The sequence below is a fragment of the Paenibacillus yanchengensis genome, from assembly GCF_042684845.1.
GTDB classification, from domain to species: Bacteria; Bacillota; Bacilli; order Paenibacillales; family Paenibacillaceae; genus Pristimantibacillus; species Pristimantibacillus yanchengensis.
This window is the reverse complement of sequence record NZ_JBHUMH010000053.1, coordinates 19,104-45,480: the sequence shown is the minus strand read 5'-3', so window position 1 is coordinate 45,480 and position 26,377 is coordinate 19,104. Positions and strand designations below refer to the sequence as shown.

General features: G+C 37.8%; 21 protein-coding genes. 10 read left to right on the top strand and 11 right to left on the bottom strand.

What is annotated here, in order from left to right:
- The first annotated feature begins 98 nt into the window (after positions 1-98).
- Positions 99-974 (top strand): helix-turn-helix domain-containing protein, encoded by an 876-nt coding sequence (locus ACFSTH_RS14020; protein WP_377774038.1) that lies wholly within the window; start codon positions 99-101, stop codon positions 972-974.
- A gap of 266 nt (positions 975-1,240) precedes the next feature.
- Here the strand turns inward: ACFSTH_RS14020 and ACFSTH_RS14015 are convergent, their stop codons facing one another.
- The 4 genes from ACFSTH_RS14015 to ACFSTH_RS14000 all read right to left on the bottom strand — a co-directional run bounded on the left by ACFSTH_RS14015 (position 1,241) and on the right by ACFSTH_RS14000 (position 6,301).
- Positions 1,241-2,611 (bottom strand): sensor histidine kinase, encoded by a 1,371-nt coding sequence (locus ACFSTH_RS14015; RefSeq protein WP_377774040.1) that lies wholly within the window; start codon positions 2,609-2,611, stop codon positions 1,241-1,243.
- Positions 2,608-3,288: a response regulator transcription factor gene (locus ACFSTH_RS14010; RefSeq protein ID WP_377774042.1), complete on the bottom strand. Its 681-nt coding sequence runs from the start codon at positions 3,286-3,288 to the stop codon at positions 2,608-2,610. Before ACFSTH_RS14010 ends, ACFSTH_RS14015 begins: the two co-directional genes overlap by 4 nt.
- A 256-nt stretch (positions 3,289-3,544) precedes the next feature.
- Entirely contained in the window at positions 3,545-4,000 is a 456-nt protein-coding gene (locus tag ACFSTH_RS14005) for a hypothetical protein (RefSeq protein ID WP_377774044.1), read from the bottom strand.
- 111 nt (positions 4,001-4,111) lie between these two features.
- Positions 4,112-6,301, bottom strand: coding sequence for an MMPL family transporter (locus ACFSTH_RS14000; protein ID WP_377774046.1), 2,190 nt, complete (start codon positions 6,299-6,301; stop codon positions 4,112-4,114).
- 142 nt (positions 6,302-6,443) lie between these two features.
- Between ACFSTH_RS14000 and ACFSTH_RS13995 the strand changes: the two genes are divergently transcribed.
- The 3 genes from ACFSTH_RS13995 to cysI all read left to right on the top strand — a co-directional run bounded on the left by ACFSTH_RS13995 (position 6,444) and on the right by cysI (position 10,834).
- On the top strand, positions 6,444-6,629 hold the full coding sequence (locus ACFSTH_RS13995; RefSeq protein ID WP_377774048.1) for a hypothetical protein: 186 nt from the start codon (positions 6,444-6,446) through the stop codon (positions 6,627-6,629).
- A gap of 627 nt (positions 6,630-7,256) precedes the next feature.
- The gene (locus ACFSTH_RS13990; RefSeq protein WP_377774050.1) at positions 7,257-9,098 is read left to right on the top strand and encodes an assimilatory sulfite reductase (NADPH) flavoprotein subunit; all 1,842 of its coding nucleotides are present in this window, start codon (positions 7,257-7,259) and stop codon (positions 9,096-9,098) included.
- 11 nt (positions 9,099-9,109) lie between these two features.
- The gene (gene cysI, locus ACFSTH_RS13985) at positions 9,110-10,834 is read left to right on the top strand and encodes an assimilatory sulfite reductase (NADPH) hemoprotein subunit (RefSeq protein ID WP_377774052.1); all 1,725 of its coding nucleotides are present in this window, start codon (positions 9,110-9,112) and stop codon (positions 10,832-10,834) included.
- Positions 10,835-11,946: 1,112 nt separating this feature from the next.
- Here cysI and ACFSTH_RS13980 read toward each other — a convergent pair.
- Genes ACFSTH_RS13980 through ACFSTH_RS13955 form a run of 6 tightly spaced genes read right to left on the bottom strand, consistent with a single transcriptional unit; the run spans position 11,947 to position 16,715 of the window.
- Entirely contained in the window at positions 11,947-12,570 is a 624-nt protein-coding gene (locus tag ACFSTH_RS13980) for an NAD(P)-dependent oxidoreductase (RefSeq protein ID WP_377774054.1), read from the bottom strand.
- On the bottom strand, positions 12,542-13,378 hold the full coding sequence (locus ACFSTH_RS13975) for a sirohydrochlorin chelatase (RefSeq protein ID WP_377774056.1): 837 nt from the start codon (positions 13,376-13,378) through the stop codon (positions 12,542-12,544). The genes ACFSTH_RS13980 and ACFSTH_RS13975 overlap by 29 nt, the downstream gene beginning before the upstream one ends.
- The gene (gene cobA, locus ACFSTH_RS13970) at positions 13,375-14,136 is read right to left on the bottom strand and encodes a uroporphyrinogen-III C-methyltransferase (protein ID WP_377774058.1); all 762 of its coding nucleotides are present in this window, start codon (positions 14,134-14,136) and stop codon (positions 13,375-13,377) included. Before cobA ends, ACFSTH_RS13975 begins: the two co-directional genes overlap by 4 nt.
- A 41-nt stretch (positions 14,137-14,177) precedes the next feature.
- Positions 14,178-14,795 carry an adenylyl-sulfate kinase gene (gene cysC, locus ACFSTH_RS13965; RefSeq protein ID WP_377774060.1) on the bottom strand — a complete coding sequence of 206 codons (618 nt, stop codon included), beginning with the start codon at positions 14,793-14,795 and terminating at the stop codon, positions 14,178-14,180.
- On the bottom strand, positions 14,795-15,937 hold the full coding sequence (gene sat, locus ACFSTH_RS13960; protein ID WP_377774062.1) for a sulfate adenylyltransferase: 1,143 nt from the start codon (positions 15,935-15,937) through the stop codon (positions 14,795-14,797). The genes cysC and sat overlap by 1 nt, the downstream gene beginning before the upstream one ends.
- A 49-nt stretch (positions 15,938-15,986) precedes the next feature.
- Positions 15,987-16,715, bottom strand: coding sequence for a phosphoadenylyl-sulfate reductase (locus ACFSTH_RS13955; protein ID WP_377774064.1), 729 nt, complete (start codon positions 16,713-16,715; stop codon positions 15,987-15,989).
- 278 nt (positions 16,716-16,993) lie between these two features.
- On the opposite strand from ACFSTH_RS13955, the gene ACFSTH_RS13950 reads away from it, so the two are divergent.
- The 5 genes from ACFSTH_RS13950 to ACFSTH_RS13930 all read left to right on the top strand — a co-directional run bounded on the left by ACFSTH_RS13950 (position 16,994) and on the right by ACFSTH_RS13930 (position 24,389).
- A complete protein-coding gene (locus tag ACFSTH_RS13950; protein ID WP_377774066.1) occupies positions 16,994-17,836 on the top strand; it encodes an ABC transporter ATP-binding protein in 843 nt (280 codons plus the stop codon).
- The gene (locus tag ACFSTH_RS13945) at positions 17,769-18,524 is read left to right on the top strand and encodes an ABC transporter permease (RefSeq protein ID WP_377774068.1); all 756 of its coding nucleotides are present in this window, start codon (positions 17,769-17,771) and stop codon (positions 18,522-18,524) included. Before ACFSTH_RS13950 ends, ACFSTH_RS13945 begins: the two co-directional genes overlap by 68 nt.
- A 20-nt stretch (positions 18,525-18,544) precedes the next feature.
- Positions 18,545-19,531 (top strand): ABC transporter substrate-binding protein, encoded by a 987-nt coding sequence (locus tag ACFSTH_RS13940; RefSeq protein WP_377774070.1) that lies wholly within the window; start codon positions 18,545-18,547, stop codon positions 19,529-19,531.
- A gap of 346 nt (positions 19,532-19,877) precedes the next feature.
- Positions 19,878-22,679 (top strand): sensor domain-containing phosphodiesterase, encoded by a 2,802-nt coding sequence (locus ACFSTH_RS13935; protein ID WP_377774072.1) that lies wholly within the window; start codon positions 19,878-19,880, stop codon positions 22,677-22,679.
- 18 nt (positions 22,680-22,697) lie between these two features.
- A complete protein-coding gene (locus ACFSTH_RS13930) occupies positions 22,698-24,389 on the top strand; it encodes a thiamine pyrophosphate-binding protein (RefSeq protein WP_377774074.1) in 1,692 nt (563 codons plus the stop codon).
- A 1-nt stretch (position 24,390) separates the two neighbouring features.
- Here the strand turns inward: ACFSTH_RS13930 and ACFSTH_RS13925 are convergent, their stop codons facing one another.
- Complete coding sequence (locus ACFSTH_RS13925) at positions 24,391-25,011, bottom strand: hypothetical protein (protein ID WP_377774076.1); 621 nt, start codon at positions 25,009-25,011, stop codon at positions 24,391-24,393.
- A 550-nt stretch (positions 25,012-25,561) separates the two neighbouring features.
- On the opposite strand from ACFSTH_RS13925, the gene ACFSTH_RS13920 reads away from it, so the two are divergent.
- A complete protein-coding gene (locus ACFSTH_RS13920; protein ID WP_377774078.1) occupies positions 25,562-25,906 on the top strand; it encodes a hypothetical protein in 345 nt (114 codons plus the stop codon).
- Positions 25,907-26,377: the final 471 nt, after the last annotated feature.

The window sequence follows — 26,377 nt, the reverse complement described above, 5'->3', positions numbered from 1 at the left end:
ATCTATATTAACGATAAAAAATATTAAATAGTAATGCCAATACGGACATTGTATGATGTTTAATAGGACATATTATCAAACGTAAAAGAAGGCGAGAGATGATGCGTAGATTTGTAGAAACAACGACGAAGGAACTGTACTTGAATGCACATACGCCAGTCTATATTAACCGAGTACAAGAGTCGTTTACCCTTTCGGAACATAATCATGAATTTATCGAAATTAATTATGTAAGCGAAGGAACTGGATTTCAATATATTGCCGGAGAAGTTATTGCTGTAACGAAAGGTGATTTGTTTTATTTACCGATTGGCGTTTCTCATATTTTTAGACCTGCTACTTCCGATAAAGATCGGCAACGCCTCATTGTTTATAATTGCTTGATAGAACGGGAGTTTGCAGCACAATTGGCATGTTATGTGGATAAGTCAGATCAATTGCAACGTTATCTGTTACAGCCCTATCCAGAGCAACAGTGGTATCAATGGCGTGATAGTGATGGTACGCTACAATCGATATTTTACTCGTTATATAAAGAATTTACGGGGAAACCGAAAAATTATATGTATGAAATACAAGCACAAATTATTCGTTTACTTATTCATATGGAGCGTTCATTAGAGAAACAACGACATTCTAGTGCTGTACAGGAACATATCGCATCCGATCAATTAATGGAGGAGCTATTACGCTATATCGAACAAAAGTTACCAGAAGCAGCGACAATGGCTACGTTAGCAGCTAATATTGGATTAAGTGAACGCCAGTTACGGCGCAAATTTTTAAATGATGTAGGAATGAATTATACAGAATATATTCAACTCAAACGGATAGAAGCTAGTTGTCAGTTATTGAAGTCAACGAACAAAAAAGTAGTGGAAATTGCTAGATTATCTGGATACGAAGATATTACTTATTTCAATAGGTTGTTCAAAAAAATAGTGGGTATGTCCCCTAACCAGTTCAGGAAATGAGTTCGTTGCCCTCTTCCGTGTAGGTCTGTCTCACTCACGCTAGCAACGCTGTCATTTTTCATTCGACGGTTTCACTATTCTTATTCACATCTGGTGTCAAGGTTGAACGCCGTCCATTCGTTTAAATCAACTACTGATTTATTTACCTTTGACTATAGTTGAAGGTGACTACGCGAAATAGAATGGTTTATATGTGAGCTTCTACAGATACTTTTTATGGAGAACTTGATCAATGTCACCTTGCAACCTTTTGATTATCTATCCAATTAATTAGGTAATTTAACTTGAAATGTAGTACCTTTTCCAAGTACACTCCGTACTTCTACAGTACCTTTGTGCAGACCAATAATTTTTTTAACAATAGATAGCCCTAATCCACTACCGGAACGAGCAACATTTCTTGATTTATCTGCTTTGTAAAATCGATCAAATACATGAGGAAGCTCCAACTCTCCAATGCCAATTCCATTATCGGTAATTTCCACCACAATGTCTCGATCAATTATAATTTCAATTTGAATATGACCACCTACATGAGAAAATTTAATACAATTGGTAATCAGATTAAACCATACTTGATACAAGAAATACTTATCTCCAGTAATAACAACCTCTGGTAAATCAAGATCAATGACCAACTGTTTCTCTGTCCAATGCCACTCTGTAGCAATTAAAACTTCCCGCAGCTGTTCATCCAAGCGAAAACTTCTTCTTTTAATTAAATTCTCCTCTTTTTCTAGAGTTGCCAAAGTAAGCAGTTGTTTACTGAGTAAAGATAATCGTCTGCTTTGTTCATTAATAATTTGGAGATAGTATTCCGTTTCTTCAGGTCCAACTTCTTTATCAATAATACTTTGACTAAAACCTTGAATAGACGTTAAGGGCGTCTGTATTTCATGTGATACATTGGCTACAAATTCCTGTCTCATATCATCCAATTGTTTAATTGAATTCGCCATTTTTGTAAAATGCTTTGCTAAATCTCCAATTTCATCTTGGCTTAAAACATTCAATTTAATATCATAGTTACCTTTGATAATTTGATTGGTTGCCTTAGTCAGATTTTTTATTGGCTTTACAATATAACTAGATAGGATAATAATAAGAACTACACTAGATACGAAAGTTAGAATCAATAGAAGAGCCATGTATACTCTAATTTCGCCAATTTGTTGCTTCATATTGGGACGTATAAAAAGTGCAATTGTATTCCCATCTACTTCTAATGGGATACCAATACTATTATGAATACTATTTTCAAAAAAGTTAATAATAAACATTCCTTGTTCTAGCAAAATTCCATTATAAATTTCTCCACGCAACACACGTTTAATTTGTTCCAATTTAATTTCTGTATCTTTAAAAGAACCACCATAAAATCTACCTTCTAGTTGTTCATTAACAGCATAAATCTGAAAACCCATGTTAGCGATATGCGATAAATATACATCTACATCCATGTTAGGGATTTTGTTGTATAAATCACGTATTTCTTTACTAATGTCCAATACTTTTTGTTCATTTTTGTTCATTAGCTGGTTTTGGTAATAAAAATCAGTTGCAAAAAGTGCAAAAAAACTACTTATCAAAGAAATAAAGATAAAAGTTAAAACAACACGTGTATATAATGTTTTCATTTTTCCTGTGCCTCAATCTTATAGCCTATACCTCGCACCGTTTTAATTACAAAATCATCCGTTTTATTATGGAATCTATCCCGTAACCTTTTAATATGTACATCAATTGTACGACTATCTCCTTCGTATTCAGCACTCCAAATCAATTGTAACAGCTGCTCTCTCGTAAAAGTTCGACCTGGATGACTAGCCAATTGCGCAAGCAATTCAAATTCTTTTAATGGAAGAGAAATGACTTCATCGTTTATTCGTACTTCGTAACTGTTGCAATTTATAATCGAGCCATTCAATTTAATAATGTCTGAAGATACATATTGATACCTTCTTAGTAGTGCTTTAATACGAAAAAGCAGTTCCTTAGGTTCGAATGGTTTTACAATATAGTCATCCGTACCTGATTTAAATCCTTTTTCTTTATCATCCATTTCTCCTTTTGCTGTTACCATAATAACCGGTATATTATAATTTTTTCGTATTTCTTCACAAAGTGCCCAACCATCTTTTAACGGCATCATAACATCTACAACAGCCAAATGTATGGAGTGGCTTTCCATTACTCGAGAGGCAACCTCACCATTTTCAGCTTCATTCACAGTATATCCTTCTTTTCTAAGTATAAGGCGCATCAATTCTCTAATATGTGGATCGTCATCAGCTACTAAAATATGTATGGCCACAGTAATTCCTCCCACTTGTTATGAACATCTTGCTATGATCATTATTGTCTTCTACAGTTACTATATTATCCTCCCAAATAGAAAAAAACCTCACAATTAGCAGGTGTTGAATCTTTCACCTATCTATTGTAAGGGGGGCACGCTGCTGTTACAATTAACTTTATTTCAAAACCCTTTAAAATTTTTAAATCTACACTCGGTTCAATATATAAATATTTTTAACAAGAAGACTAATAAGATTACTTGTTACAACTTACTATAGTCTGAAACTTACTACTAGTATAACGGAAAGTATGGCAAAAATAATGACCAATAATGAAGTAAGATAGGTTCCTCCACGCAGAGATAACGCGGATTGATTATTTCCCACAGATCCTAACCGTTTAACCATTCTGCTACCCATCAGTGCAATAATTGCAATACCCAGTAAGATAACGACACCGCCGCCTCTTTCCATATAGATTAACCATAATGGTTTCGCCGTATCGCCAAAATTCATTTCAATAACCATAAATATACCACTAACCAGCACCAAAATTGAAGTAGGGTGAGCTATCCAACCCAAGGTGCGAATTGTTTTACGTAAAAATAGTCTTGTTTCATTAGACTCAATCTGACGATTCGAAAACAAAATAACAAATGTCATACCCATTAATGATCCGAACCAAATAACCAAACCTGCTAAATGCAGAAATAACATTGTTTCAAACATGAATAAAATTCACCCTCCAAGAAAAAACATTTTTCTTTACTTTTGTAAATTATACTCTGTCTGTTATTCTACAGTAACATTATGAACAACAGATGAATGCAATGTTACAAATTAATTTTCTGAAGATTTTCGCTTCATTGCCAATATGGAAGGTAGCAATATTCCGCGTACCAAAAATGTATCAATGATAATTCCTATCGCCATAATAATTCCGAATAGAAATAACTCTTGCATTGGTTGTGTAATTAGTACAGCAAATGTTGCAGCGAGAATAAGTCCAGCTGATGAAATTACTCCCCCTGTTTTTTCAAGCGCAATCTGAATGGCATGCTTCCATTCATGTTTAGCAGCTTCCTCACGAATTCTTGATACAAGCATAATATTATAATCTACTCCAAGCGTAACTAAGAATATAAACGTGTACACTGGAATTCGATAGCTGATAGCATCATATCCCAAAATATTTTCGAATACCAACCATCCTAAACCTAGAGTAGCTACATATGACAACAATATAGTGGATGTCATCAAAACTGATAACCATATGGATCTAGTTTGGAAAGCAAGCATTATTACGATCGCTCCAGCAATGAGTGAAAAGATTAGAATCATATCACGTGTGTTCATATTGCTAACGTCAAGTTGCTCTGCTGTTTGACCTGCGACATAATAATCGAAATAACCGCCACCTAAACCACTATCTTGCAGCATCTGATCTTTATTTTTTTGAAGAGCTTCCACGACCTGCAATGCTTCCTTATCATACGGATTATCTGATAAAGTTACCTCAAACTTAATCGCGTGCTTGTCTCCCGATAAAAAGTTTCTAGGAAGAGTAGCATCTGCCTGTGCCATTTCAGGTGTCACTTGAGGTGAGATGGAATCAATTCCTCCTACACCATTTATGTCTTCAAGCAACTTCGTCACATTTTGCAAAAATGGCTCATCTATTATAATTTCTTTTTCTGAAGTTAAAACAATATGAACTGGAGCAAGCTTGCCTTTAGGGAAATTTTCTTCCAAAAGCTCAAACCCAATGCGTGATGACAAATCATCAGGGAAAGATTTCATTAAGTTAAATGAGTATTTCATATTAGTTGCATTGATCGAAGCAGCAAGCATAATCAACAGTAAAATACTAGCAAATATAGCTGGACGTTTTACTACAGCTGATGCAACTTTTCCCCAGATTCCTTGCTTATTCACCTTTTCCTCCGTTTCTAGCTTTGGTACAAAAGGCCAGAACGATTTACGACCTAGAAGAGAAAATATTGCAGGAATTAAAGTTAGTCCACCCAGTAAAATAAAAATGACAGCAATAGAAAACACTGGTGCAAAGTTGTGATATGGCTTGAATATAGCTGCAAATAAAATTAACATAGAACCAAGAATTGTCCCACCACTGAACAATATCGGCTCGCCTACTTTAGACATAGCCAGTTTCATCGCATCAAATTTATCACCTACTCTTTTTAATTCCTCGCGATATCGTGAAAATACAAACAAACAGTAATCTGTTAGTACAGCAAATAACAAAATCATCATAATGGATAGAGCTTGAGAATCTATAACAAACCAGCCTTGTTGACCAGCAAACCCAATCACACGATCTACCATTTGATAAACTAGAGCTGCAACGACTAGTGGAATTAGTGCAAGAAGCGGAGAGCGATAGATGGCTAAAAGGAGCACTAAGATTAAACCAACTGTCGCAAAAAGTAATACAAAATCCGCATTTCTAAACAAAGATAAAGTATCAGAAGCGATACCTGCTGGTCCCGTAATTTCTACCTGCATACCTACTGTACTATTTTTGGAAATCCACTGCTTTATTTCTTCTAATGAGTCATGTACTTCATCGGTATTAAGATCTTTCTTCATACTAAAATGATATAAAAAAGTTGTATTATTTTCAGAAAACATTTGGTCTTGAACATTTTCAGGTAAGAAATGGAATGGTAAGGTACCACCAATATTTTCTGGTTTTTCTGATGATGAGATCCATTCGCTAAAAGCGACAATTTCTTTACGTCCCTCTTCATTTATGCCATCCGGTTTATAAAATACAACGAGAGCAGGTAAGCCATCGTCTGTGGGATAATGTTTATCCATAATCTGCTTAGCTATGGCGGAAGGTGTATTTTCATGAATGCTTCCTTCACCTGCGCTAATAGAATAATTTTTGGCTGTTGGTGCAATTCCACTAACAATAACAATTGCTGCAAGCCACACAATTAAAACAATTTTTGAACCTTTACGACTACTTGCCCATCCAGTAAGCTTATTCAATTGCTTCAACATAGTTTCTACTACCTCCTATATTTCTTTCTCTTCATAATGCTCACATTGTATATAAGGAGTATGAATAACAAATGAACAGAACATTACATTTTACAGGTGGAGCGCGGAATATATTGAGATTTGTAGAAAATACATAATTATTTTGAACGTACAGGATGTTGCTAGTAGAGAAAGCGGTTTTCATCTAGAACTGCAGGGAAATACGGTTACTATTACTGGAGAAGAACAAACTGGGACATTATATGGTGCCTATGAGTTGTTACGGATGCAAGGTTGGCGCTGGTTTACACCTGGTGTTGCTGGTGAGATCATTCCTCAACCAGTTTAAGAATTAGTTTGCCCTATCTGTAGTCGGACTGGCACACCTTCTATGAATGGAGCATCATGTTCGCTTTATTTTATGCAGTTATGAAGGACTGGCACGATTTCAGCGCCGACGCAATTCGTACCATCATCATTGATGGCAGCCGGTGATCTCGTAGTTGTCTATCCGATTAACCGTAGCTATGCACATTGGTGGGACGATGAGAGTTGTGATAAAAATAAGCAATATTTAGTGTAGTGGATGAAAGGTCGTTACTTCTCATTCCCTACATAACATCATTAGAGAAAGCGGGAAGGAGATTAACGATGAGAAATCTGCTACGACGTACACCACTATTTGGCTTTAAACAATGTTTATAGAGATAGGCAAAGCATTTGTTGAATATGTTACGCAATTAAGAATGACAAAAGCTCGTAATCTATTAGTTGATCCACAAATGCATGTCAAATTGAAAGGTGCTTTTTTTATTATTTAAAACCTACTTGACACATGGGAATAATGTGTATAAAATTTAAAGTAATCATAGTAAAAATATAGGAATTAATCATATTCAATGCAATTATTCCATTAGTATCTGTAACTTAGTGTGTAAGGAATACAAATAAATACGTTGGAGAGGGGATATGGTAAGTGCTGAATGTAAAGAACAGTCCATTTACAGAGCAGCAAGCGGAGTTGCTTAACCGTTTATTGCCGGAATTTACTGAAAAACAGCAAATTTGGTTAACGGGCTATTTAAGTGCTTTTGGAAGTAGCTGTAGTGATGGACTACTAGCAAGCCAAGTGGTAGCCACTTTAGAACAGCCGCAAACAACCGCTATTAAGCAAAGTGAGCAGGCGCAAGCGGTGCAGGAAATTACTTTTTTATACGGTTCGCAAACGGGTAATTGTCAGCATTTGGCGGAGCGCTTTGCTAAGCAGTTAAGCAATCCAAATCGAAAAATATCGTTAACTTCGTTGAGTGATTACAAAAATAATACGCTTAAAAAAGCGGAATATGTGTTGCTTATTATTAGTACGCATGGTGAAGGTGATCCGCCAGATACTGCCAAATCATTTTATGATTTTATATTAAGTGAGCGTGCGCCTAAGTTAAATGATCTGCAATATGCAATACTCGCATTGGGAGATAGTTCCTATGAGTTTTTCTGTCATACAGGTAAGCAGTTAGATGAGCGATTTGCTGAACTAGGGGCAAGACGTTTGGTCGAGCGGATCGATTGTGATCTCGATTTTGACGTTGATGCGGAGCAGTGGTTTTCATCTATCATCACAGTACTGGAACAACAATCTCCAACTACGACAGCAGTAGAAACAGAACAGGTTATTACATCGTTAGAAGCGGATGCTCCCACTTATTCGAGAACGCAGCCATTTCATGCAACCGTATTGGAAAACATTAATTTGAATGGGCGTGGATCGAATAAGGAAACACGTCACTTGGAGTTGTCAATTGAAGATTCTGGATTTACTTTTGAACCAGGTGATAGCATCGGTATTTATCCTCATAACAACGCCGCTTTAGTGCAACAGCTATTAGCAATTACCGGATTTGCAGCAGATGAGCAAGTAACGCTTCCAAAGCAAAACCAGTCGATTTCGTTGGAAGCAGCACTCACTTCGCATGTGGAAATAACCGTGTTAACAAAACCGTTATTAGTGCAAGCGGCTCCTTATTTAAACAGCAACCTATCAACATTACTACAACAACCAGACCAGCTACGTAGCTATATGAAGGGTAGAGATTTGCTAGATTTGTTGTATGATTACGGCCCGTTTGAAGCGACGGGGCAGCAATTAGTAGAGCTGTTACGCAAACTGCCGGCAAGGTTGTATTCCATTGCAAGTAGCTACAAAGCAAACCCCGATGAAGTCCATTTACTTATTGGTACAGTTCGTTATGAAAGCTATGAGCGGGCTAGAGAAGGAGTTTGTTCGATACAGTGTGCGGAGCGACTACAAATAGGTGATACGTTACCGATATATGTTCACAAAAATAGTAACTTTAGATTACCAACAGATCCTGAAGCACCGGTTATTATGGTCGGACCAGGTACAGGAGTCGCACCATTTCGGTCATTTTTGGAAGAACGAGAGGAAATTGCAGCAACCGGTGAGACATGGTTATTTTTTGGGGATCAACATTATGTAACGGATTTTTATTATCAAACGGAGTGGCAGCGCTGGATTAAGCAAGGGGTGTTAACTAAGCTGGATGTTGCCTTTTCACGAGATACGAGTGAGAAAGTGTATGTGCAGCATAGAATGTTAGCACATCGTACAGAGTTATATGAGTGGTTACAGCGAGGCGCTTATATCTACGTTTGTGGAGACGAAAAACAGATGGCACATGATGTACATCAAACGTTACGTGCCATTGTTGCTCAAGAGGGAAGTATGGATGAGCAAACTGCGGAGCAGTATTTAACACAATTAATGCAGCAAAAACGATATCAACGGGATGTCTACTAACAAAGGAGGAGATGGTAGTGACGAAATCGATTCATTTGGAGCAAGGAAAACCAAGTGATGTAGAAGAAATCAAAGAGCGCAGTAACTATTTACGTGGTAATTTGGCACAAACGATGCAAGATCAGATAAGTGCAGGTATTCCCGATGATGATAACCGTTTAATGAAATTTCATGGTAGCTATTTGCAGGATGATCGGGATTTGCGAGTGGAACGACAGAAGCAAAAGTTGGAGCCCGCCTATCAATTTATGATTCGGGTGCGGACTCCGGCAGGGATAGCTACTCCGCAGCAGTGGTTGGCAATGGATCATTTGGCACATAAATATGGCAATGGTACGTTAAGATTAACGACTCGGCAGGCGTTTCAAATGCATGGAGTACTCAAGTGGAATATGAAAAAGAACATTCAAGAAATGAATGAAGTTTTGTTAGACTCGATTGCTGCTTGTGGTGATGTAAATCGTAACGTGATGTGTAGTCCAAATGTTGATCAATCGCCTATCCATGAAGCTGTTGCATATTGGGCGACGAAAATTAGTGAAGGGTTGTTACCTAAAACGACAGCGTATCATGAAATATGGTTAGACGGTGAAAAGGTGGTCGATAATACACCAGCCGAATCAGAGACAGAGCCCATCTATGGACCGCTATATTTGCCTCGTAAGTTTAAGATTGGAATTGCTGTTCCTCCTGCTAATGATGTCGATGTGTTTTCGCAAGATATTGGCTTTATTGCTATTGTCGAGGAAGAGAAGCTGGTTGGATTTAACGTAGTTGTTGGTGGTGGTATGGGCATGACACATGGTGATACGAACACGTATCCGCAGCTTGCTCGTCCTATCGGATTTATTGAACCAGCATCTATCGTCGATGTAGCCGAAAAAATAATGACCATTCAACGTGACTACGGTAACCGTGCTGTGCGTAAGTACGCTCGATTTAAGTATACTATTGATGCTAGAGGGCTTGAGTGGTTTGAAGAGGAGTTAAAGGAACGTTTAGGCTATTCTCTAGCTCCTGCTCGTGCTTATCAATTTTCATTTAACGGAGATCGATATGGCTGGACTCAAACAGGAGATGATAGTTGGAATTATACATTGTTTATTGAAAATGGTCGAATACAGGATGTAGAAGGTTATTTGCTCATGACTGCGTTGCGGGAAATTGCCGAAATTCACGAAGGTGACTTTCGATTAAGCCCTAATCAAAACTTAGTTATCGGTCATGTTACCAAGGAAGAGAAAACGAAAGTTGAAGCTATTATTAAGCAATACCAACTGGAAAATCCAGTCTATCAATCGCCGCTACGCAAACGTTCGATGGCTTGTGTATCGCTCCCAACCTGCGGTTTAGCTATGGCGGAAGCAGAACGTTATCTCCCCTCTCTCCTTACAAAAATAGAGCAAATGATGGTGGATAGTAGTTTGCAAGAGGAAGAAATAGTGGTGAGAATGACTGGATGTCCCAATGGTTGTGCTAGAGCGGCATTAGGTGAAATTGGTTTTATCGGGAAAGGACCGGGCAAATATAATATGTATTTGGGTGGAAATCATACAGGGGAGCGACTAAGTAAACTATACCGTGAAAATATTGATGAAGCGGAAATATTAGCATTGCTAGAGCCACTTATCGCACATTATGCTAAAGATCGTTTAATTGGCGAATACTTCGGTGACTTCGTTGTTCGCAACGATTACGTTAAAGCGACAGTTTCGGGAGAAGACTTTCATTTGTAGAGCTGGAAAAGAGGATAATTACTGTTTTACTTCATAAAAGTGGAGCAGTAATTTTTTTGTTTTTTTTTATTTTTATATACTATAACTAGGCTTTTATTAAATTACATAATTTGATTTATTTAAATAAAAATATTCGTAATTATACCTTTTACTATCTAATTAAGGTACGTTTTAACAAAGTACACTAGCAAAAGGAAAAGAGGTTAATGTATTTTGAAAGAAAAAACAATTTTATTACATATAGTATTAATAGAACTAGTAAACTGAAATATTTTGTATCCAAATGGCTTGTTACGGCGCTGAGTGGAGGGCTAATTGTTTTTGTGTACGCTATGTTCGGACTAATCTATAGTTTGAGGCTGTCGATTAACTGTTAATAAATAGCTATATCTAACTAATTGTCGTTTCATGATACTAGGTTAAGGGATATAACTATGGTTGGACTTTGCAATGTGTAACGAAGAAATATAGCTTTAATTTGCTGGAATCAGCGATATTTAAAAACGAAGGAAGATATGTAAAGCTATTTGCTTGAAAACAGTTGTTTTAGAGAAAAAAAATTGGCGTTGAATTTGACTATCATGAGCATATGGGAGTAGTTATTAATAAACCGGGCTATATTGAAATATACGATGGTTTAAGGTATATGTTCTTTCGTACAAAGGTGCACTCCGATCATCGAAATTACGGTAGTTTGTTTGTTTTATCGTATAAAATCCATACGCTCAACCTATTATCGGGGTCACTTTATATGATTTTTCATATAAACTTGATCTTCTCCAGTACTTATTTGAATGTTTGTACGTTTTATCGTATAAACTCCTACTATACTCCTCTATTCTAATTTTCACAGTAGATAACAGTAGATATTAAGACCTGATGCGATACAAGCTACGTCTGAACGGTCCAAAGTTAATTGCTACAACACTGGTAAATACAAAAAAATGACCTTAAGGTCGTCTTTTTGCATTTATACACATGTACACCATTTTTAATTAGACTATGAAATGAGTTTTCAGATACATGCTAGCTCTTTTTCTCCAAGCATCAAGCCAATGTTGAAATTCATCATAATGGCTAATAGGGGGAAGATCCCCCTTATTGTACCTGCTTTAGTATTCTACGTTGTTTCTATGATACAATCGCTTCCATAATATTAACCGAGCTTCTGCTTGCTCCAAATACAACGGCGTAGCAGCTTCTTTTAGCCACTTATTCCGCTCTGATCGCTCCTGGACGTGTACTTTAACAAATTGCCGAACCTCTGCTAGAAATGCAAGATAACTTTCATACTTTTCATCGTATTGCTCAGCAAGATCGTCTCGTATTTGTTTCGCTAATGTCGGGCTAGCTCCATCTGTAGCGACGCTAATTTGTAGTTTTCCTCTACGTAAGACAGCAGGTAATTGGGCGTTGCCTAGTGCTGGATTAGCGGCGTGAACGACTAGTTTCCCAGCGGCGACTGCTTGTTTAGCCAATCGATCATTAGCTTGCTCATCGTTCGTGACTAATATAATAAAGTGAGCATCGATAAGATCAGACCATTCCGCAAACTTTTGTTTAAGCTCTATCAAGCCGTCTTTTTCTAATGTTAATAAGTCGGGATGAAAGTGAGGACTTATAACGAGCGGTTTGATGCCAAACCGCAATAAGTTTTTTACTTTATGGTTAGCAATTTCTCCGCCACCAACGACAGTAAAGGAGTAATTAGCTGGATTGATTTGTACTGGAAACATCGATGTTCCTCCCTGTTGTTAACGCTTCTATCGTCCGCTGACGTAATGCTATTTGTAGTAATGGATCGTCTGCTAGTGGATTAGCGATAATACAAGTCGTTTGAGCATCATAACATGGTTGCATCGTCTGAACTGTTCGGATAATATGGTCGGTTAATACGCCTCGAAATAGTAAGTAAGGCAATATTATTAACTGTTTCGGATGCTGAGCTAACAATTGAGATAGTGTCTGCTCAAACGATGGTTGGCTAGCTGCTAAAAAACAAGTGTGAACATGGTCAAAGGGACTATGATGCAGATAGCTGTCTTTCAGCGCTTGAAAGTACGGATATATATCAGGATCACTACTACCACGACCGACGATAAGGATGACGTTCTCAGAGGGTGAAACGGTAGATGCAGGATCGCTCTCTGTAGCAGCAACTGTCGCTAATCTATGACGATGTAACGCATGGTTAGTCGATGCCATCATGACATTAATCATCTGCTCGGTAACGCCAAGCGGTTGTCCATAGGTGATAGCAATGTCAGGATAAGCTGCGGAAGCTTGCTCAAGCTGGACAGGAATATCTCGTTTAGCATGACCAGTAGCGAGGAGAAGAAAAGGTACTGCCGTTATAGCGGTAGCACCTTTCTCAATACAACGTCTAATACCAGCGGTAATATCCGGATCAGCTAACTCCAAAAAACATACTTCTTGAATGGGAGCTAATGTTGGATCGTAAAAATGATTAAAAAAATCAAGCACAGCTTGCTGGCTTTCTCTGACTCTACTTCCATGAGCGATAAATAATATAGCTCTCATCATACCGGTTCACATTCCAAGACAGATTGTTCAACAAACCATTGCAACTGCTCGCGAAGCGTCACGACTGCACCAATAATAATCATACTAGGATTAGATAGTTGTTTTACTAAGGAAGGAAGTGATTCGAGCGTGCCGGTTAATGTCTGTTGTTGCTTAGTAGTGCCAGCATAAATAACAGCAGCCGGTGTTTGCGGATCTTTGCCATGGGTTATTAGTTGCTGCACAATATAAGCAATGTTACTAACTCCCATATAAATAGCCAGTGTATCTATACCTAAAGCAAGTGCTTGCCACTTACGAGCATCATCTTGACCTGTTTGCGTATGACCAGTTATAAAAGCAACAGAACTGCTAAAATTACGATGAGTTAGCGGAATGCCAGCAAAAGCAGCGACGGAAATAGCGGATGTGATGCCGGGTATAATTTCAAAGGAAACATGATGTTTGGCAGCAAAAGCAGCTTCTTCTCCACCTCTGCCGAATACAAACGGGTCTCCGCCCTTCAGTCGAACGACTTGCTTGCCTTGCTTGGCATAATGAACTAAGGAGTGATTAATCGCATCTTGTGGCATAGCGTGATTATTTGGCAATTTTCCACAGTAGATTAGTTCTGCATCCGGTTTGGCGTAAGCAAGTAATTGCTCATTAATTAAACGATCATATAAAATAACATCCGCTTGCTGAATACTGCGTAACCCTTTTACAGTTATTAAATCGATATCTCCCGGTCCTGCACCGACTAGCCATAGTTTTCCCATAACATCACGTCCTTTCTTGTCACTTTAAACTACAAGTCGAATCACTTCATCCAATTACGTTGTTTCATATAATCAAAAATTTGCTGTACACATTGCTCTGTCGTATAAACATCTGTCTGCAATATTACATCCGGTGCAGTTGGCGCTTCGTAAGGTGCTGATATACCTGTGAAGTTGGCAATTTCCCCTGACCTTGCTTTACGATAAAGTCCTTTAGGATCACGTTCTTCACAAACAGTTAGCGGGCAAGCGACATATACTTCCACAAATTCATCTGCTTCTAGTAATTGGCGGACCATAGCACGATCCGATTCATAGGGAGAAATAAAAGCTGTAAATACAATTTGACCGCTATCTACAAATAGTTTGGCGACTTCGCCTATTCTGCGAATATTTTCTTGTCGAGCTTCTTCCGTAAAACCTAAATCTTTATTTAATCCATGTCGAACGTTGTCGCCGTCCAAGACGTAAGTTTGCGCGCCTTGCTCGAATAATTGCTTAGCAGCTAGATTGGCAATGGTAGACTTGCCCGAACCGGATAATCCGGTAAAGTAAAAAACGACACTGTGATGGTTGTTTGCTAGTCGTTTATTTTCTTTTGTAATCATTTGTTCATGCCACACAATATTTTGGGATGGACCTTCTGTTGAAAAGCTCATTAACTCACCACTTTTTGCTCGCGTAATCCGCGAATTAATATGTCGACCACTTCTTTACGGCTAAACTCAGGCGGTGGCACTACACCATTGGCTAGCATTTCTCTTACCTTCGTTCCAGACAGAATAATATGGTTTTCTGAGTTGTGTGGGCATGTTTTTGGTGTAGCCATATTGTCGCAAGCGGTGCAATAAAAACTATGCTCGAAAAATAATAACGAAATCCCAATTTCTGCTTCTGTAAACTGGTCAAATATATGCTGCGCATCATATGTGCCATAGTAGTTGCCGACACCAGCGTGATCTCTGCCGACAATAAAATGAGTGCAACCGTAGTTTTTGCGGACGATAGCATGAAAGATCGCTTCTCGTGGACCGGCATACCGCATAGCAGCAGGAAACACCGCTAGCTTCACTCGATCTTGGGGATAAAAATGTTGCAGCAACGTTTGGTAGCTTTCCATTCGAATATTAGCGGGAATATCATCCGCCTTCGTTTCGCCAACTAAAGGATTTAACAGCAAAGCATCGACTGTCTCTAGCGCTACTTTTTGTATATATTCATGTGCTCGATGTACTGGATTTCGTGTTTGGAAGCCTACAATTGTTTTCCAGCCATTACCGGCAAAGATTTCTCTTGTTTCACGGGGGTCAAAATAAAACTCACTAAATTGTTCATGCGTCATTCGCTTGACTAGTTCAATAGGTCCTCCAATGTAGGTGCCGCCTCGTGCTAGGAGTTTAGCTACTCCGGGATGATCTAAATCTGTCGTTTTGTATACTTGTGCTGCTTCTAACGTTTGATCCGGCTGAAAAATATCAGCTATCGTTATTACACCGTAAGTTTCTTCCTGATAAGTTAAGCGAACTTGATCGCCTACATTGTAATGACTGCTGTCAGTAACAGGCAGTGTAATTGGTAAACTCCATACTATGCCATTTGCTAATCGCATATGTTGCACAACGTGATCGTAATCCGCTTCGGTGAGAAACCCGTCTAAAGGGCTAAATGCTCCCGTTGCAATTAATTCCAGATCGCTCAGAGAGGTAGCATCCAATGCAATGGTTTTCGTATAAGGAGTTAGGTCGAGATTAGGGTTATAGCGATTAATAAGTGTGCCGCCGTGCGGTTGAATAGTTGACATAAACTCATTCCTTTCGGTTTATAAATATAATAGTGTGCATATGCGAATACTAGGTATTTTTATTAAAAGATGTAGCGGTATGCAAACCGCATTCTGTTTTTAGTGTGCCATCCCAGCGACCAGACCGAAAATCATCCGCACTAGTAACGGCACGTGTACAAGGTTCACATCCGATACTAGGATAGCCTTGATCGTGTAAGACGTTGTAATCCAGTTGATGGATCGTAACAAAATCGGTTACTTCTTGCCACGTCCAATAAATGAGCGGACAGATTTTCACCTTTTCAAATCGTATATCTTGGTTAACATATTGTGTTTGCTTTCTCGTCTCGGATTGTTCATGCCTTAAACCGGAGAGCCAAGCTGTATAAGGGGCAATGACTTGTTCTAAAGGTTTTATTTTTCGCAGTTCACAACATTTATTCGGATTGGATGCATAGAGGTTTTCGCCATACTGTTCTGTTTGTTCTGCAATAGTTAGCGCTGGCTGCTGCAAATGAATATTCAATTGAGGATAGCGCAGCTTTACTTTGTTAATGACATCGTACGTTTGTGAAAAGTGGTAGTTCGTATCGAGAAATACGACTGTTGCTGATGGATTTACTTTGGCGATTAAATCGAGTAGAACGATGCCTTCCATCCCAAAACTACAACTGTAAATTAACTGTTCGCCGTAGGAGTCATACGCCCATTGAATAACTTCAAGTGCTCCTTTCGTTGCAGAATGCGAGGGAAAGGACGGAATTAGTTTTTCGTCCCAATGATGGTAAGTAATCATCTTTTCACTCCTTTTTATAAAAAATGGAATTAATAATATTGTAACAGCAAATTTAAAATGGTCAATACCCATTTGAATAGTTGGAATTAACTTATTGTAATTTTTTTAATTATATTATAGAATAACGATTAAACGACTATATATTTATATATTATGTAAATTAATTCTTGAATTTAACAGTTTATCTGCTGTAGTTGATGTTTTTGTAGTAGCAATATGGGTGAAAACTCTATTTCGCTTTAATTCTGACTAAATAAATATGAAAAGTGGTGATTATTTTGTATTTAAAAGTATCTGGAGTCGAAAAGTTTTTTGTTAATGACCAGCAAGAAGCGACGAGGGTGCTTGGTCCGATTGATTTGGCAATTGAAAAAGGTAGTTTTGTATCTATTGTTGGACCATCAGGTTGTGGTAAATCTACGCTATTGTATATGATTGCTGGTTTGGAAGAAGTAGATCAAGGGCAATTAACGATGAATGGCAAGCAGATTGTGCGACCTGGGGTCGATCGTGTTGTTGTATTTCAAGAAGCTGGTTTATTTCCGTGGATGACGATACTTGAAAATGTTACTTACGGTTTAAAAATTAAAAAGATAGCGAAACAAGCAGCAGAAAAAAAAGCGATGGAATATTTAAAAATGGTTCATTTGAGCAAATATAGAGATGCTTATCCTCATCAATTGTCTGGTGGGATGAAGCAACGAGTGTCGATTGCTAGAGCTTTGGTAATGGAGCCGGAAGTGTTGTTAATGGATGAACCATTTTCCGCATTAGATGAACAAACGAGAATGGTGCTACACAAAGAATTAGTTGATATATGGCGCAAAACAGGTGTAACGATATTGTTCGTCACTCACAACATTCGTGAAGCGGTACTCTTATCAGAGAAAGTGTATGTGTTTGGTACGAGACCGGGCATTATTAAAGCAGAAATTGCTATTCCTCGTTTAACAAATGGTATATTACCAGATCAACTCACTTTGCAAACGGAGCAAAGAATTTTAACGATTTTACAAACAGAAATTGAAAAAGTACTGAAGGAGGAGTTGGGTGATGATTACCGCTTTGAGACGGAGCTTCTTCATCTTGATGCTGATCACGATATGGGAAGTTACATCTAGATTGTCTACACTACCGGATTTTATGTTCCCTAGTTTTCTGCAAGTGATGAATACGTTATGGGATGGCATCATGAATGGTCAACTAATTATCGCTGTTGCTCAAAGTTTGGGTAGACTGGTTACGGGGTTTTTAATTGCTATCGTTATTGGTGTATTGCTTGGGTATTGGATATGGAGATATAAAGTGGTGGAGGATACGTTGGGCTTTTTAATTACCGCACTACAGTCGATTCCTAGTATCGTTTGGTTTCCGCTCGCTATTATGTGGTTTGGGCTAAATGAAAAAGCAATTTTGTTTATCGTTACGATAGGAGCTACATGGACGATGACAGTAAATGCAACTAGTGGATTCAAAACAGTGCCGTTATTGTACCGTAGAGTAGCTCGAACATTCGGATCAAGTGGGCTACATTTTATACGAACGGTCATTATACCAGCATCTATTCCACAATTATTATCGGGATTACGAATTGCTTGGGCTTTTGCTTGGCGAGCATTAATGGCAGGAGAATTATTGGGATCAGCAGGTGGATTAGGTCAATTATTAGATAGTGGTCGTTCACTTGGTCAAATGGACGTCGTCATTTCCGTGATGCTTATTATCGGTTTAGTAGGTACAGTGATGGATCACATCGTCTTTTTGCGATTAGAAAACCGTATGCAACGTACATGGGGACTTACTGTTTAGTGTCATAACAAAGGGGAGCAATGATGAGAAAGATTACTATAGCTGTATGCAGTGTGCTGCTACTATTAGTTGGTTGTTCAGCTAACACTGATTCTTCAAAAACGATTCGAATTGGTTATTTTCCTAATTTAACGCATATTGCAACGATCATAGCACTGGAAAAAGGATTTTTTGCTGAAGCATTTGGTGATGCCTACACCATTCAAACCAAGGTGCTGAACAACGGTAGCTTGTTTATGGAAGCATTAATGACAGATGCCATTGATATTGGTACAGTCGGACCGGGACCTGCTATTGTTTTTTTTGAAAAAAATCCTGTGTTTCGAATGGTTGCAGGTGCTGCAAATGGCGGTACGCTGTTAATGGTTCGGGAAGCAAGTGAAATTATAACGCCAGCACAATTGGCTGGCAAAAAGGTAGCTATTCCGGTTATTGGTGGAACACAGGATATCATGCTTCGGCAAGTATTAGAACAAGTACCGTTATCTCCTACTACGAGTGGTGGAAATGTAACGTTGGTCAAAGCTAGTTCTGCGGATATGGTGACATTATTTCGACAGAAATCAATAGATGCAGCGATTGTGCAACAACCGTGGGGAGACTATTTGCAATCGGAAGTAAATGGTCAAGTACTAGTAGATTGGAATCAATTTGCTTGGGGAGAAGAAATGACGAATACCGTCGTCGTAGCGACAGATAAATGGATAGACGAGGGAGATAATATTACGAAATACTTGCAAGCGCATATGCAGGCATTACAATTTATAAAAGACTATGAACAGGAAGCGTTACAGCTCGTAAGTGATCATTTGCAAAAATTATCGGGGAAAGTAGTACCTGAAGCGCAACTAGCGGCTGCATTTCAAAAAATGGCAGTAACTGCGGAGCTTAATGAACAGGTTATAGCAGCAATGGCGCAAACGAGCAAAAGTGCAAAATATATAAAAGATTCGAATATAGACGGTCTAATTGACCTATCCTACCTTAATGCCATCATCCAGCGTTAAAAACAGCACTCTCTCTTTGATAGAAATAAAGAGGGAGTGCTGTTATATATTTATTTGGTATTCCAAACTTCTTCCGTTAATCATAGCTTTAAACTATAACAAAGTACTTCGAATAGCAAAGTGCCAATAGTAAAAAGTGCCTTGTATAATAATTGGAAGTGCATCTTCTTTACTAACAATGAATATGTCTAACGTATGATATTATAGAATTTGTCGATTTTTGTATAAAAAAAGAACAAATGTCGAAGGAAAATAGATGTTTTTGGAGAATAAAATGGTATGTTGATTGCATGAGAATAATCCCTCTTACTATCATAAGATAAACGATTGAAACGGAGGAGCGGTAATGCAGAAGGAACAGATGAGGTATTCTCGCTTAGTAGAGTTAACAAAACGAATTAATATGAACATTGAACTACGAGAGATGCTTAAGGATGTCACAGCTGCAATATCAGAAGAAATAGTACAATGCGATTCTGTCGGTATTTATTTACCACAGGAGGATGGAACATTTCGTGGATACGTCGGCAAACCCGAAATGATAAATGGGCGAACGTTAGATACGCATATTTTAGATACGAATGTGGACTTACTGGCAAAAGAAGTGGTAGAAACAAGAAAAGTAATTTATATTCCAGATACAGCGATAGATAGCCGTCCGGATCGACAAGCGGTGGAAGGTTTTTATATTAAGTCATTATTAGCTTTGCCAATATCTACAGGGGATGAATTGTATGGATTAGTCTTTTTATTTAACTATGGAACGTTAATGAATTTAACAAAATCTGAAATTCAAATTGTACAATCCTATGTAAATATGGCAGCGGTTGCTATACACAATGTTAATAATTTAACTTACAAGGAAAATTTGCTTGCAGAGAAGCAGTTATTACTTGATGTGACAAGAAATTTATCTTTGTGCCAAACGATGGAAGATAGTATAGATAAATGCTTTTATTATTTAGAAAAAATATTACACAACGTTAATATTGGTATTCATTTGCTCGATCCGCTTTCTGACAAAAGAATGCGACCGTCAAAGTTGAGTAAAGCTAGTGATTGGTTAGAAGAAGATTGGTTAACTACCCATCTGGAAGCACAGAATGACGAAAGAAAAGATGCTGTCTTTCAAGAAGTAATTCGCACGAAAAAGGCAGTCTATATTCCCAATGTTTTTGATGATCATCGTCCTAATTTATCATTGTGTCGTAAGTTTGGTATTCGGGGAATGTGTTTGTTTCCCCTTGTTTCTATGGGTGAGATATTAGGTGTTATTGCAGTTGTTGAGTTGGAAAATGAGGAATTGAAAATAAGTGCCTCCGTGATGCAGCTGGCACAGTCGATTGTAGATGCAACAGCTTCTACATTGTCCAATCTGTTGTTTATGGAGCAACAAGAAAGCATTATTCAAGAAAGAACACTGGAAATAACAGTAAAAAATAAAGAACTAGAACGAGTAGTAATGGAGCTTCAGCAATTAAGTAGAGAAAAGGAATTGATTCTAAATTCAGCAGGAGAAGGAATATTTGGCTTGGATTTAGATCGTAATATTACGTTTTGTAATCCGGCTGGTGCGATGATGTTAGGGTATATGAGCAAATGTGACTTAATCAATCGTTCCGCAGCTCATATCCTTGTTCAGGACGATGCAGACCGATTTCTAATAGACAATACTACGATGAGTAGTAATCGAGATTATTATACAGGGGAAACTGCCTTTATTCGACAAGACGGGACAAGTATACCGGTGGAGTTTGTTATTTCGCTTATTTATGAAGAAGGAAAGGTAGTAGGGGAAGTAGTCACTTTTAAAGATATTACGCAAAGAAAACAACTGGAAGAAAAAATAAGGTATCACGCTTATTATGATAGTCTTACTAATTTACCTAATCGTGTACTGCTCAAAGATCGACTGGATCAAGGGCTTCTACAAGCACAAATAAATAACGAAAAGCTCGCCATGCTTTATTTGGACTTGGATCGCTTTAAATTAATTAATGACTCACTAGGTCATAGTTATGGGGATAAGTTATTGTGTGAGGTTGCGAATAGATTAGTTAACTGTACACCGAAAGGGGCGACAGTATCACGGCAAGGTGGAGATGAGTTTACCATTTGTTTGCCGAATATTAAACATGAGCTGGATGTATTAAAAGTAGTTCATCTCGTTATTGACTCTTTTGTGGAACCATTTTATTTGATGGACAGTGAAATTTATATTAAAGCAAGTATTGGGATCAGTCTCTATCCTGACAATGGGGAAAGCAGTGAAGTATTAATTAAAAATGCAGATACGGCTATGTACAAATCTAAGGAGATTTCTGGAAATAGTTATCACTTCTTCAGTGAAGATATGAATACGAGAACGTTAGAAACGGTACAACTCGAAAATGCACTATATAAGGCGTTGGATCGTAACCAGCTGTTATTATTTTATCAACCTCAAGTAGATGTTACTACTAATAAAGTTATCGGCTTTGAAGCACTTTTGCGTTGGCAGCATCCAGAAAAAGGGTTAGTCAATCCTGATCAATTTATCACGATAGCGGAGGAAACCGCGTTAATCGTGCCGATTGGTAATTGGGTATTGCAAGAGGCATGTCAGCAATTAAAACGTTGGCAGCAATTAAGTGGAAATCATTCGATGACGATGGCTGTCAATTTGTCTGCTCGTCAGTTTGAACAAAATAACTTGTATGAAACAGTTACGCAAGCTATTGAAGAGGCAACCATTTCGCCAGAATGTTTACATTTGGAATTAACAGAAAATTTAATTATAAAAAATACAAAGACGACATTGCAAACGATGAAAAAATTGCGAGCATTTGGTATTAAGATTGCTGTTGATGATTTCGGTACAGGATATTCTTCTCTAGGTTATTTGAATCGATTACCTATCGATACATTAAAAATTGATAAGTCTTTTTTGCACGATATTATGATAGATAATAGCCATGCTGTCATTGCCAATATTATTATTACACTGGCACATAATTTAAATTTGAGCGTAATAGCAGAAGGTGTGGAAACAAAAGAACAGGTTCAATTTTTACTTGAGCGTAATTGCTATTTAATGCAAGGCTATTACTTTAGCAAGCCTAAAGCTGGAGCCGAAATAACGGAAATCTATTTCAGTATACAACGATGAAGAAGTAGGAGGAATAAAGTGAAAACAGCACGAGCAATATTGGAATATTTGAAAGCGAATGGAACAACCCATATCTTCGGCATACCTGCAGGATCTGTCAATGCTATTTTTGATGAGTTATATGAAATAAAAGATATTACTCCTGTTGTAACAAAACATGAAGGAGCAGCAGCTTACATGGCGGCAAGCTATGCAAAATATGCTGGTGGGCTTAGTGTATGTATAGGGTGTAGTGGTCCGGGGGCAACTAATCTAGTGACAGGCGCAGCGAGTGCGATGCGAGAACAATTGCCCATATTATTTATAACGGGTGCAGTACCAGTGAGTACGATGGGACTTAATGCATCACAAGAGCTGGATGTTGCTTCAATATTTTTGCCAGTGACGAAATATAGTGTCATTGTTAAAGAGGCATCGTCCGTATTATCGGAGCTACAAAAAGCTTGTCAGTTAGCTATCTCTGGCGTACCAGGTCCGGTACACATTGCATTGCCGATTGATGTACAGCATACAGCTATTTCTATGACACCAGAAGAAGAACAATCGTTAATGACACAAACATGGTTTAAAAATCCCATATTACCGAATACGCTTTATATTGATCAAGTGGTAGATAGGTTACTAGCCGATCGAAATGGTTTCTTATTTGTCGGGCAAGGTATTCGCGGTGCGGTTACGGAGTTAATCACATTAGCTGAATTATTGCAGTGGCCGATAGTTGTAACGCCGCAAGCGAAAGGGTACATACCAGATACTCATCCACTGCTAGTAGGAATATTTGGATTTGCCGGTCACAAGCAAGCGTCTGATTTTATAGCGCAAGCGCGTGGGACAGAAACGATGCTCATTGTTGGATCTAGTTTAGGAGAAACGGCTACAAGTAATTACAATGCGACACTGACACAGCATCGTTTTGTTATCCAACTTGATCGAGATGAAACGGTGTTCAATAAAAAATATGTGGTTGATATAGCAGTAACCGGCGATATTACGTTAAGTTTACGTCAAATAATAGAGCGGCTAGAAAATCGATTATCTATATCTGAGCATCAGCAACTAAGCAGCACATCTGGTAGTGTAGTACGAGAAGTAGCTATTAGTTTAGAGAGTGATCATGAAGAAGAACCGTTTTTTACGAAACAAGTATTACATCGATTGCAGCAGCAGTTACCTCATCATACAAGATTTACAATAGATATCGGTGAATTTATGTCTTATGTTATTCATCATATGCGTACGTTAAGTAAGGACTCCTTTGATATTAACGTTCACTTCGGTGCGATGGGAAGCGGGATTGGTGCAGCAATCGGATCGAAATTAGCGGAGCCAGATCGTCCGGTAGTATGTATAACCGGCGATGGCTGTTTTTTCATGCACGGTATGGAAGTGTTAACTGCCAAAGAATATAACTTAAATATTTTATTTGTTGTCATGAATAACGCGAGACTGGGTATGGTTTATCATGGACATGCTTTGCAATTTAAAAGAACACATACAGTCTTTGAACAAGAAGAAACGAATATTGCCAAAATGGCAGAAGCAATGGGCATTCCAAGCAAGCGGATAAGTAGTTTCGCTGAATGGAAGCCAGATATAATCAATCAGTTGTTATCCGAAGGCGGTCCAGCAGTATTAGAAATTGCACTTGTTGATCATAATGTACCGCCAATGGGTGATCGGGTGAAGTTTCTATCTTCTTTTGGAAAATAGTTTAACTTCTCATTAATGGATGAATCACATGATTTATATGCTGCATCGTTTTTCCTTTAAAGGCATCTGGTACAGGTTTTAATGTCGGATCAACATAATAGCAATATTGCGTGTTTATTTGTGTAATAGCATCGTTATAAAAAGAAATGACTTCATCTGCTTCATATAAGCGGTAGCCGAGTGAAAGTAATCCTTTGATCAAAGCAGGTGGCAATTGATTGCTGCCTGTTTGTTCTATATAGTAGCTGGACGGCATGATAACTACTTCAATATCGTTAATATCGGTATAGAGTTCTATGTAATTAGTAGGATGACGCAGTATCCACTGCCCTTTGGAATAAATCGAGATAGCAGCATGTTCTAAATTCGATAATGCTTGTAAGTTTACACCATATAACTGATTAATCTGTTCGGAAAGTTGGCTACTAGTTAAATGATTATGATCAATGGAAGCGAGATAGGTGGCAAATTGTTTCTTTGATGATGGCACTAAACCAGGAAGTTTATGTAGAGAGATGTGATACGTTTGTTCCACAGCTATAAAAATTGCTTCTATAGTTAGAGGTAGAGGCAATTTGGCAATGTACAGATCTAATTTTTCTATTTTTGATAACGAAAACATGAACACCTCTCCTAATTCATTTAATGACTATTTTGATTGTATACTAATACTATCGTAGAACGAAGCAAAATTGTTAATAGTGTGAGTAGTCAAAATAGATAGCAATAAAAGAATAGTTTTATTAATGGAAAGGTATTCAAAGTGAATGATCATTAATTATATCAGTACGATACGAGTCAATTTGAAGATGATAATGAAAACGATAGGAACGAATATGGTCTTTTCGACTACAAGTATAAATTCTCAATTGCATAGTTTTTCTTACTATGAAAATACCGTGGGCAAGGGATTGGAAAAGAAGTAGCACTTCTCTTGTTTCTTTAAATTCAAGGACCGATGCAAATTGGTTGGATTCGAGCGGAGAAAAAATCGGCTAGCAAAGCGAACTTATATCAACTATGTAAGGAACAATTTCAAACGGAACTCCGAGAACTGCATAGATAGCTGCCGCAGAAAAGGACAGATATAGTATGATATATTTAGTTACAGTATTCGGAACATTTCAGTGGTTTTGCTATAAGCAAGAACAGGAAAAACGGGAGGATTTACAATGATACAAGTTACAATGAATTTGGTAGATGATTGGGTAAATACAGTAAAGGAAGTATTAAAGGGAACAGTTGGCTATGTGGAAGAAGAAGCTACTGCGCAGCAATTAGCTTATCGATATTATCAGCTATCCTTACCAGAAGCAGAGGCAGCAACAGAAACGGCGCATACATTAGAGCGTTTAAAAAATATTGAACAAACGATTAAAGATAATATGGATGCTATCATCATTCCCGATATTCGTAAAAGAACGAACTATGAAGGAAATGAATTTCATTTTTGTTGGGTATATCAACAAGGGGAGCATATTGTCGAGATGAATTCGCAGTATCGGATACCGTTGTAGATGCATGTTAAGCATGATTTACCATTGCAATTATATTGCTACTAATTCACAAAATTTAGAATCCTAACTCAGCCGGCTTCAATCAAGGTACATAGCAGTTACGCCATATTGACTCGACTGAGAGGTGTATGTCGATGTTTTTTTAGGTATTTATTTCATCCTCATCCAGCAGTATCTAGAACAACTAAAATATCAAAAATAAGTAATGACGTTAGAAGTACACCCCAACCTGTATTATTGGTTGTATCCTCTCCCCTATTTATTTTTTCATAGTAGCTACTAAGTTTACATATAAAATTGCAGCAATAATGAGGAGACCTTAAAAAAATCCCATCAAATAATCCACGCCCTTCTATAATAATTTTGATGCGACACTAGTGGTTTTTTTATATAAAAATAATTAATAGGATTATTGGAATATGATTAAATATTACCGCTATTTTCTATATTTGCAAATAGGAAGTTTTATTT

Excerpts from the sequence above, each read along its gene's own strand:
- ACFSTH_RS14020 (WP_377774038.1), top strand. The coding sequence starts at position 99 with ATGATGCGTAGATTTGTAGAAACAACGACGAAGGAACTGTACTTGAAT.
- ACFSTH_RS14015 (WP_377774040.1), bottom strand. The coding sequence starts at position 2,611 with ATGAAAACATTATATACACGTGTTGTTTTAACTTTTATCTTTATTTCT.
- ACFSTH_RS14005 (WP_377774044.1), bottom strand. The coding sequence starts at position 4,000 with ATGTTTGAAACAATGTTATTTCTGCATTTAGCAGGTTTGGTTATTTGG.
- ACFSTH_RS14000 (WP_377774046.1), bottom strand. The coding sequence starts at position 6,301 with ATGTTGAAGCAATTGAATAAGCTTACTGGATGGGCAAGTAGTCGTAAA.
- cysI (WP_377774052.1), top strand. The coding sequence starts at position 9,110 with ATGGTAGTGACGAAATCGATTCATTTGGAGCAAGGAAAACCAAGTGAT.
- ACFSTH_RS13980 (WP_377774054.1), bottom strand. The coding sequence starts at position 12,570 with ATGTTTCCAGTACAAATCAATCCAGCTAATTACTCCTTTACTGTCGTT.
- ACFSTH_RS13975 (WP_377774056.1), bottom strand. The coding sequence starts at position 13,378 with ATGATGAGAGCTATATTATTTATCGCTCATGGAAGTAGAGTCAGAGAA.
- cobA (WP_377774058.1), bottom strand. The coding sequence starts at position 14,136 with ATGGGAAAACTATGGCTAGTCGGTGCAGGACCGGGAGATATCGATTTA.
- cysC (WP_377774060.1), bottom strand. The coding sequence starts at position 14,795 with ATGAGCTTTTCAACAGAAGGTCCATCCCAAAATATTGTGTGGCATGAA.
- sat (WP_377774062.1), bottom strand. The coding sequence starts at position 15,937 with ATGTCAACTATTCAACCGCACGGCGGCACACTTATTAATCGCTATAAC.
- ACFSTH_RS13955 (WP_377774064.1), bottom strand. The coding sequence starts at position 16,715 with ATGATTACTTACCATCATTGGGACGAAAAACTAATTCCGTCCTTTCCC.
- ACFSTH_RS13945 (WP_377774068.1), top strand. The coding sequence starts at position 17,769 with ATGATTACCGCTTTGAGACGGAGCTTCTTCATCTTGATGCTGATCACG.
- ACFSTH_RS13940 (WP_377774070.1), top strand. The coding sequence starts at position 18,545 with ATGATGAGAAAGATTACTATAGCTGTATGCAGTGTGCTGCTACTATTA.
- ACFSTH_RS13935 (WP_377774072.1), top strand. The coding sequence starts at position 19,878 with ATGCAGAAGGAACAGATGAGGTATTCTCGCTTAGTAGAGTTAACAAAA.
- ACFSTH_RS13925 (WP_377774076.1), bottom strand. The coding sequence starts at position 25,011 with ATGTTTTCGTTATCAAAAATAGAAAAATTAGATCTGTACATTGCCAAA.
- ACFSTH_RS13920 (WP_377774078.1), top strand. The coding sequence starts at position 25,562 with ATGATACAAGTTACAATGAATTTGGTAGATGATTGGGTAAATACAGTA.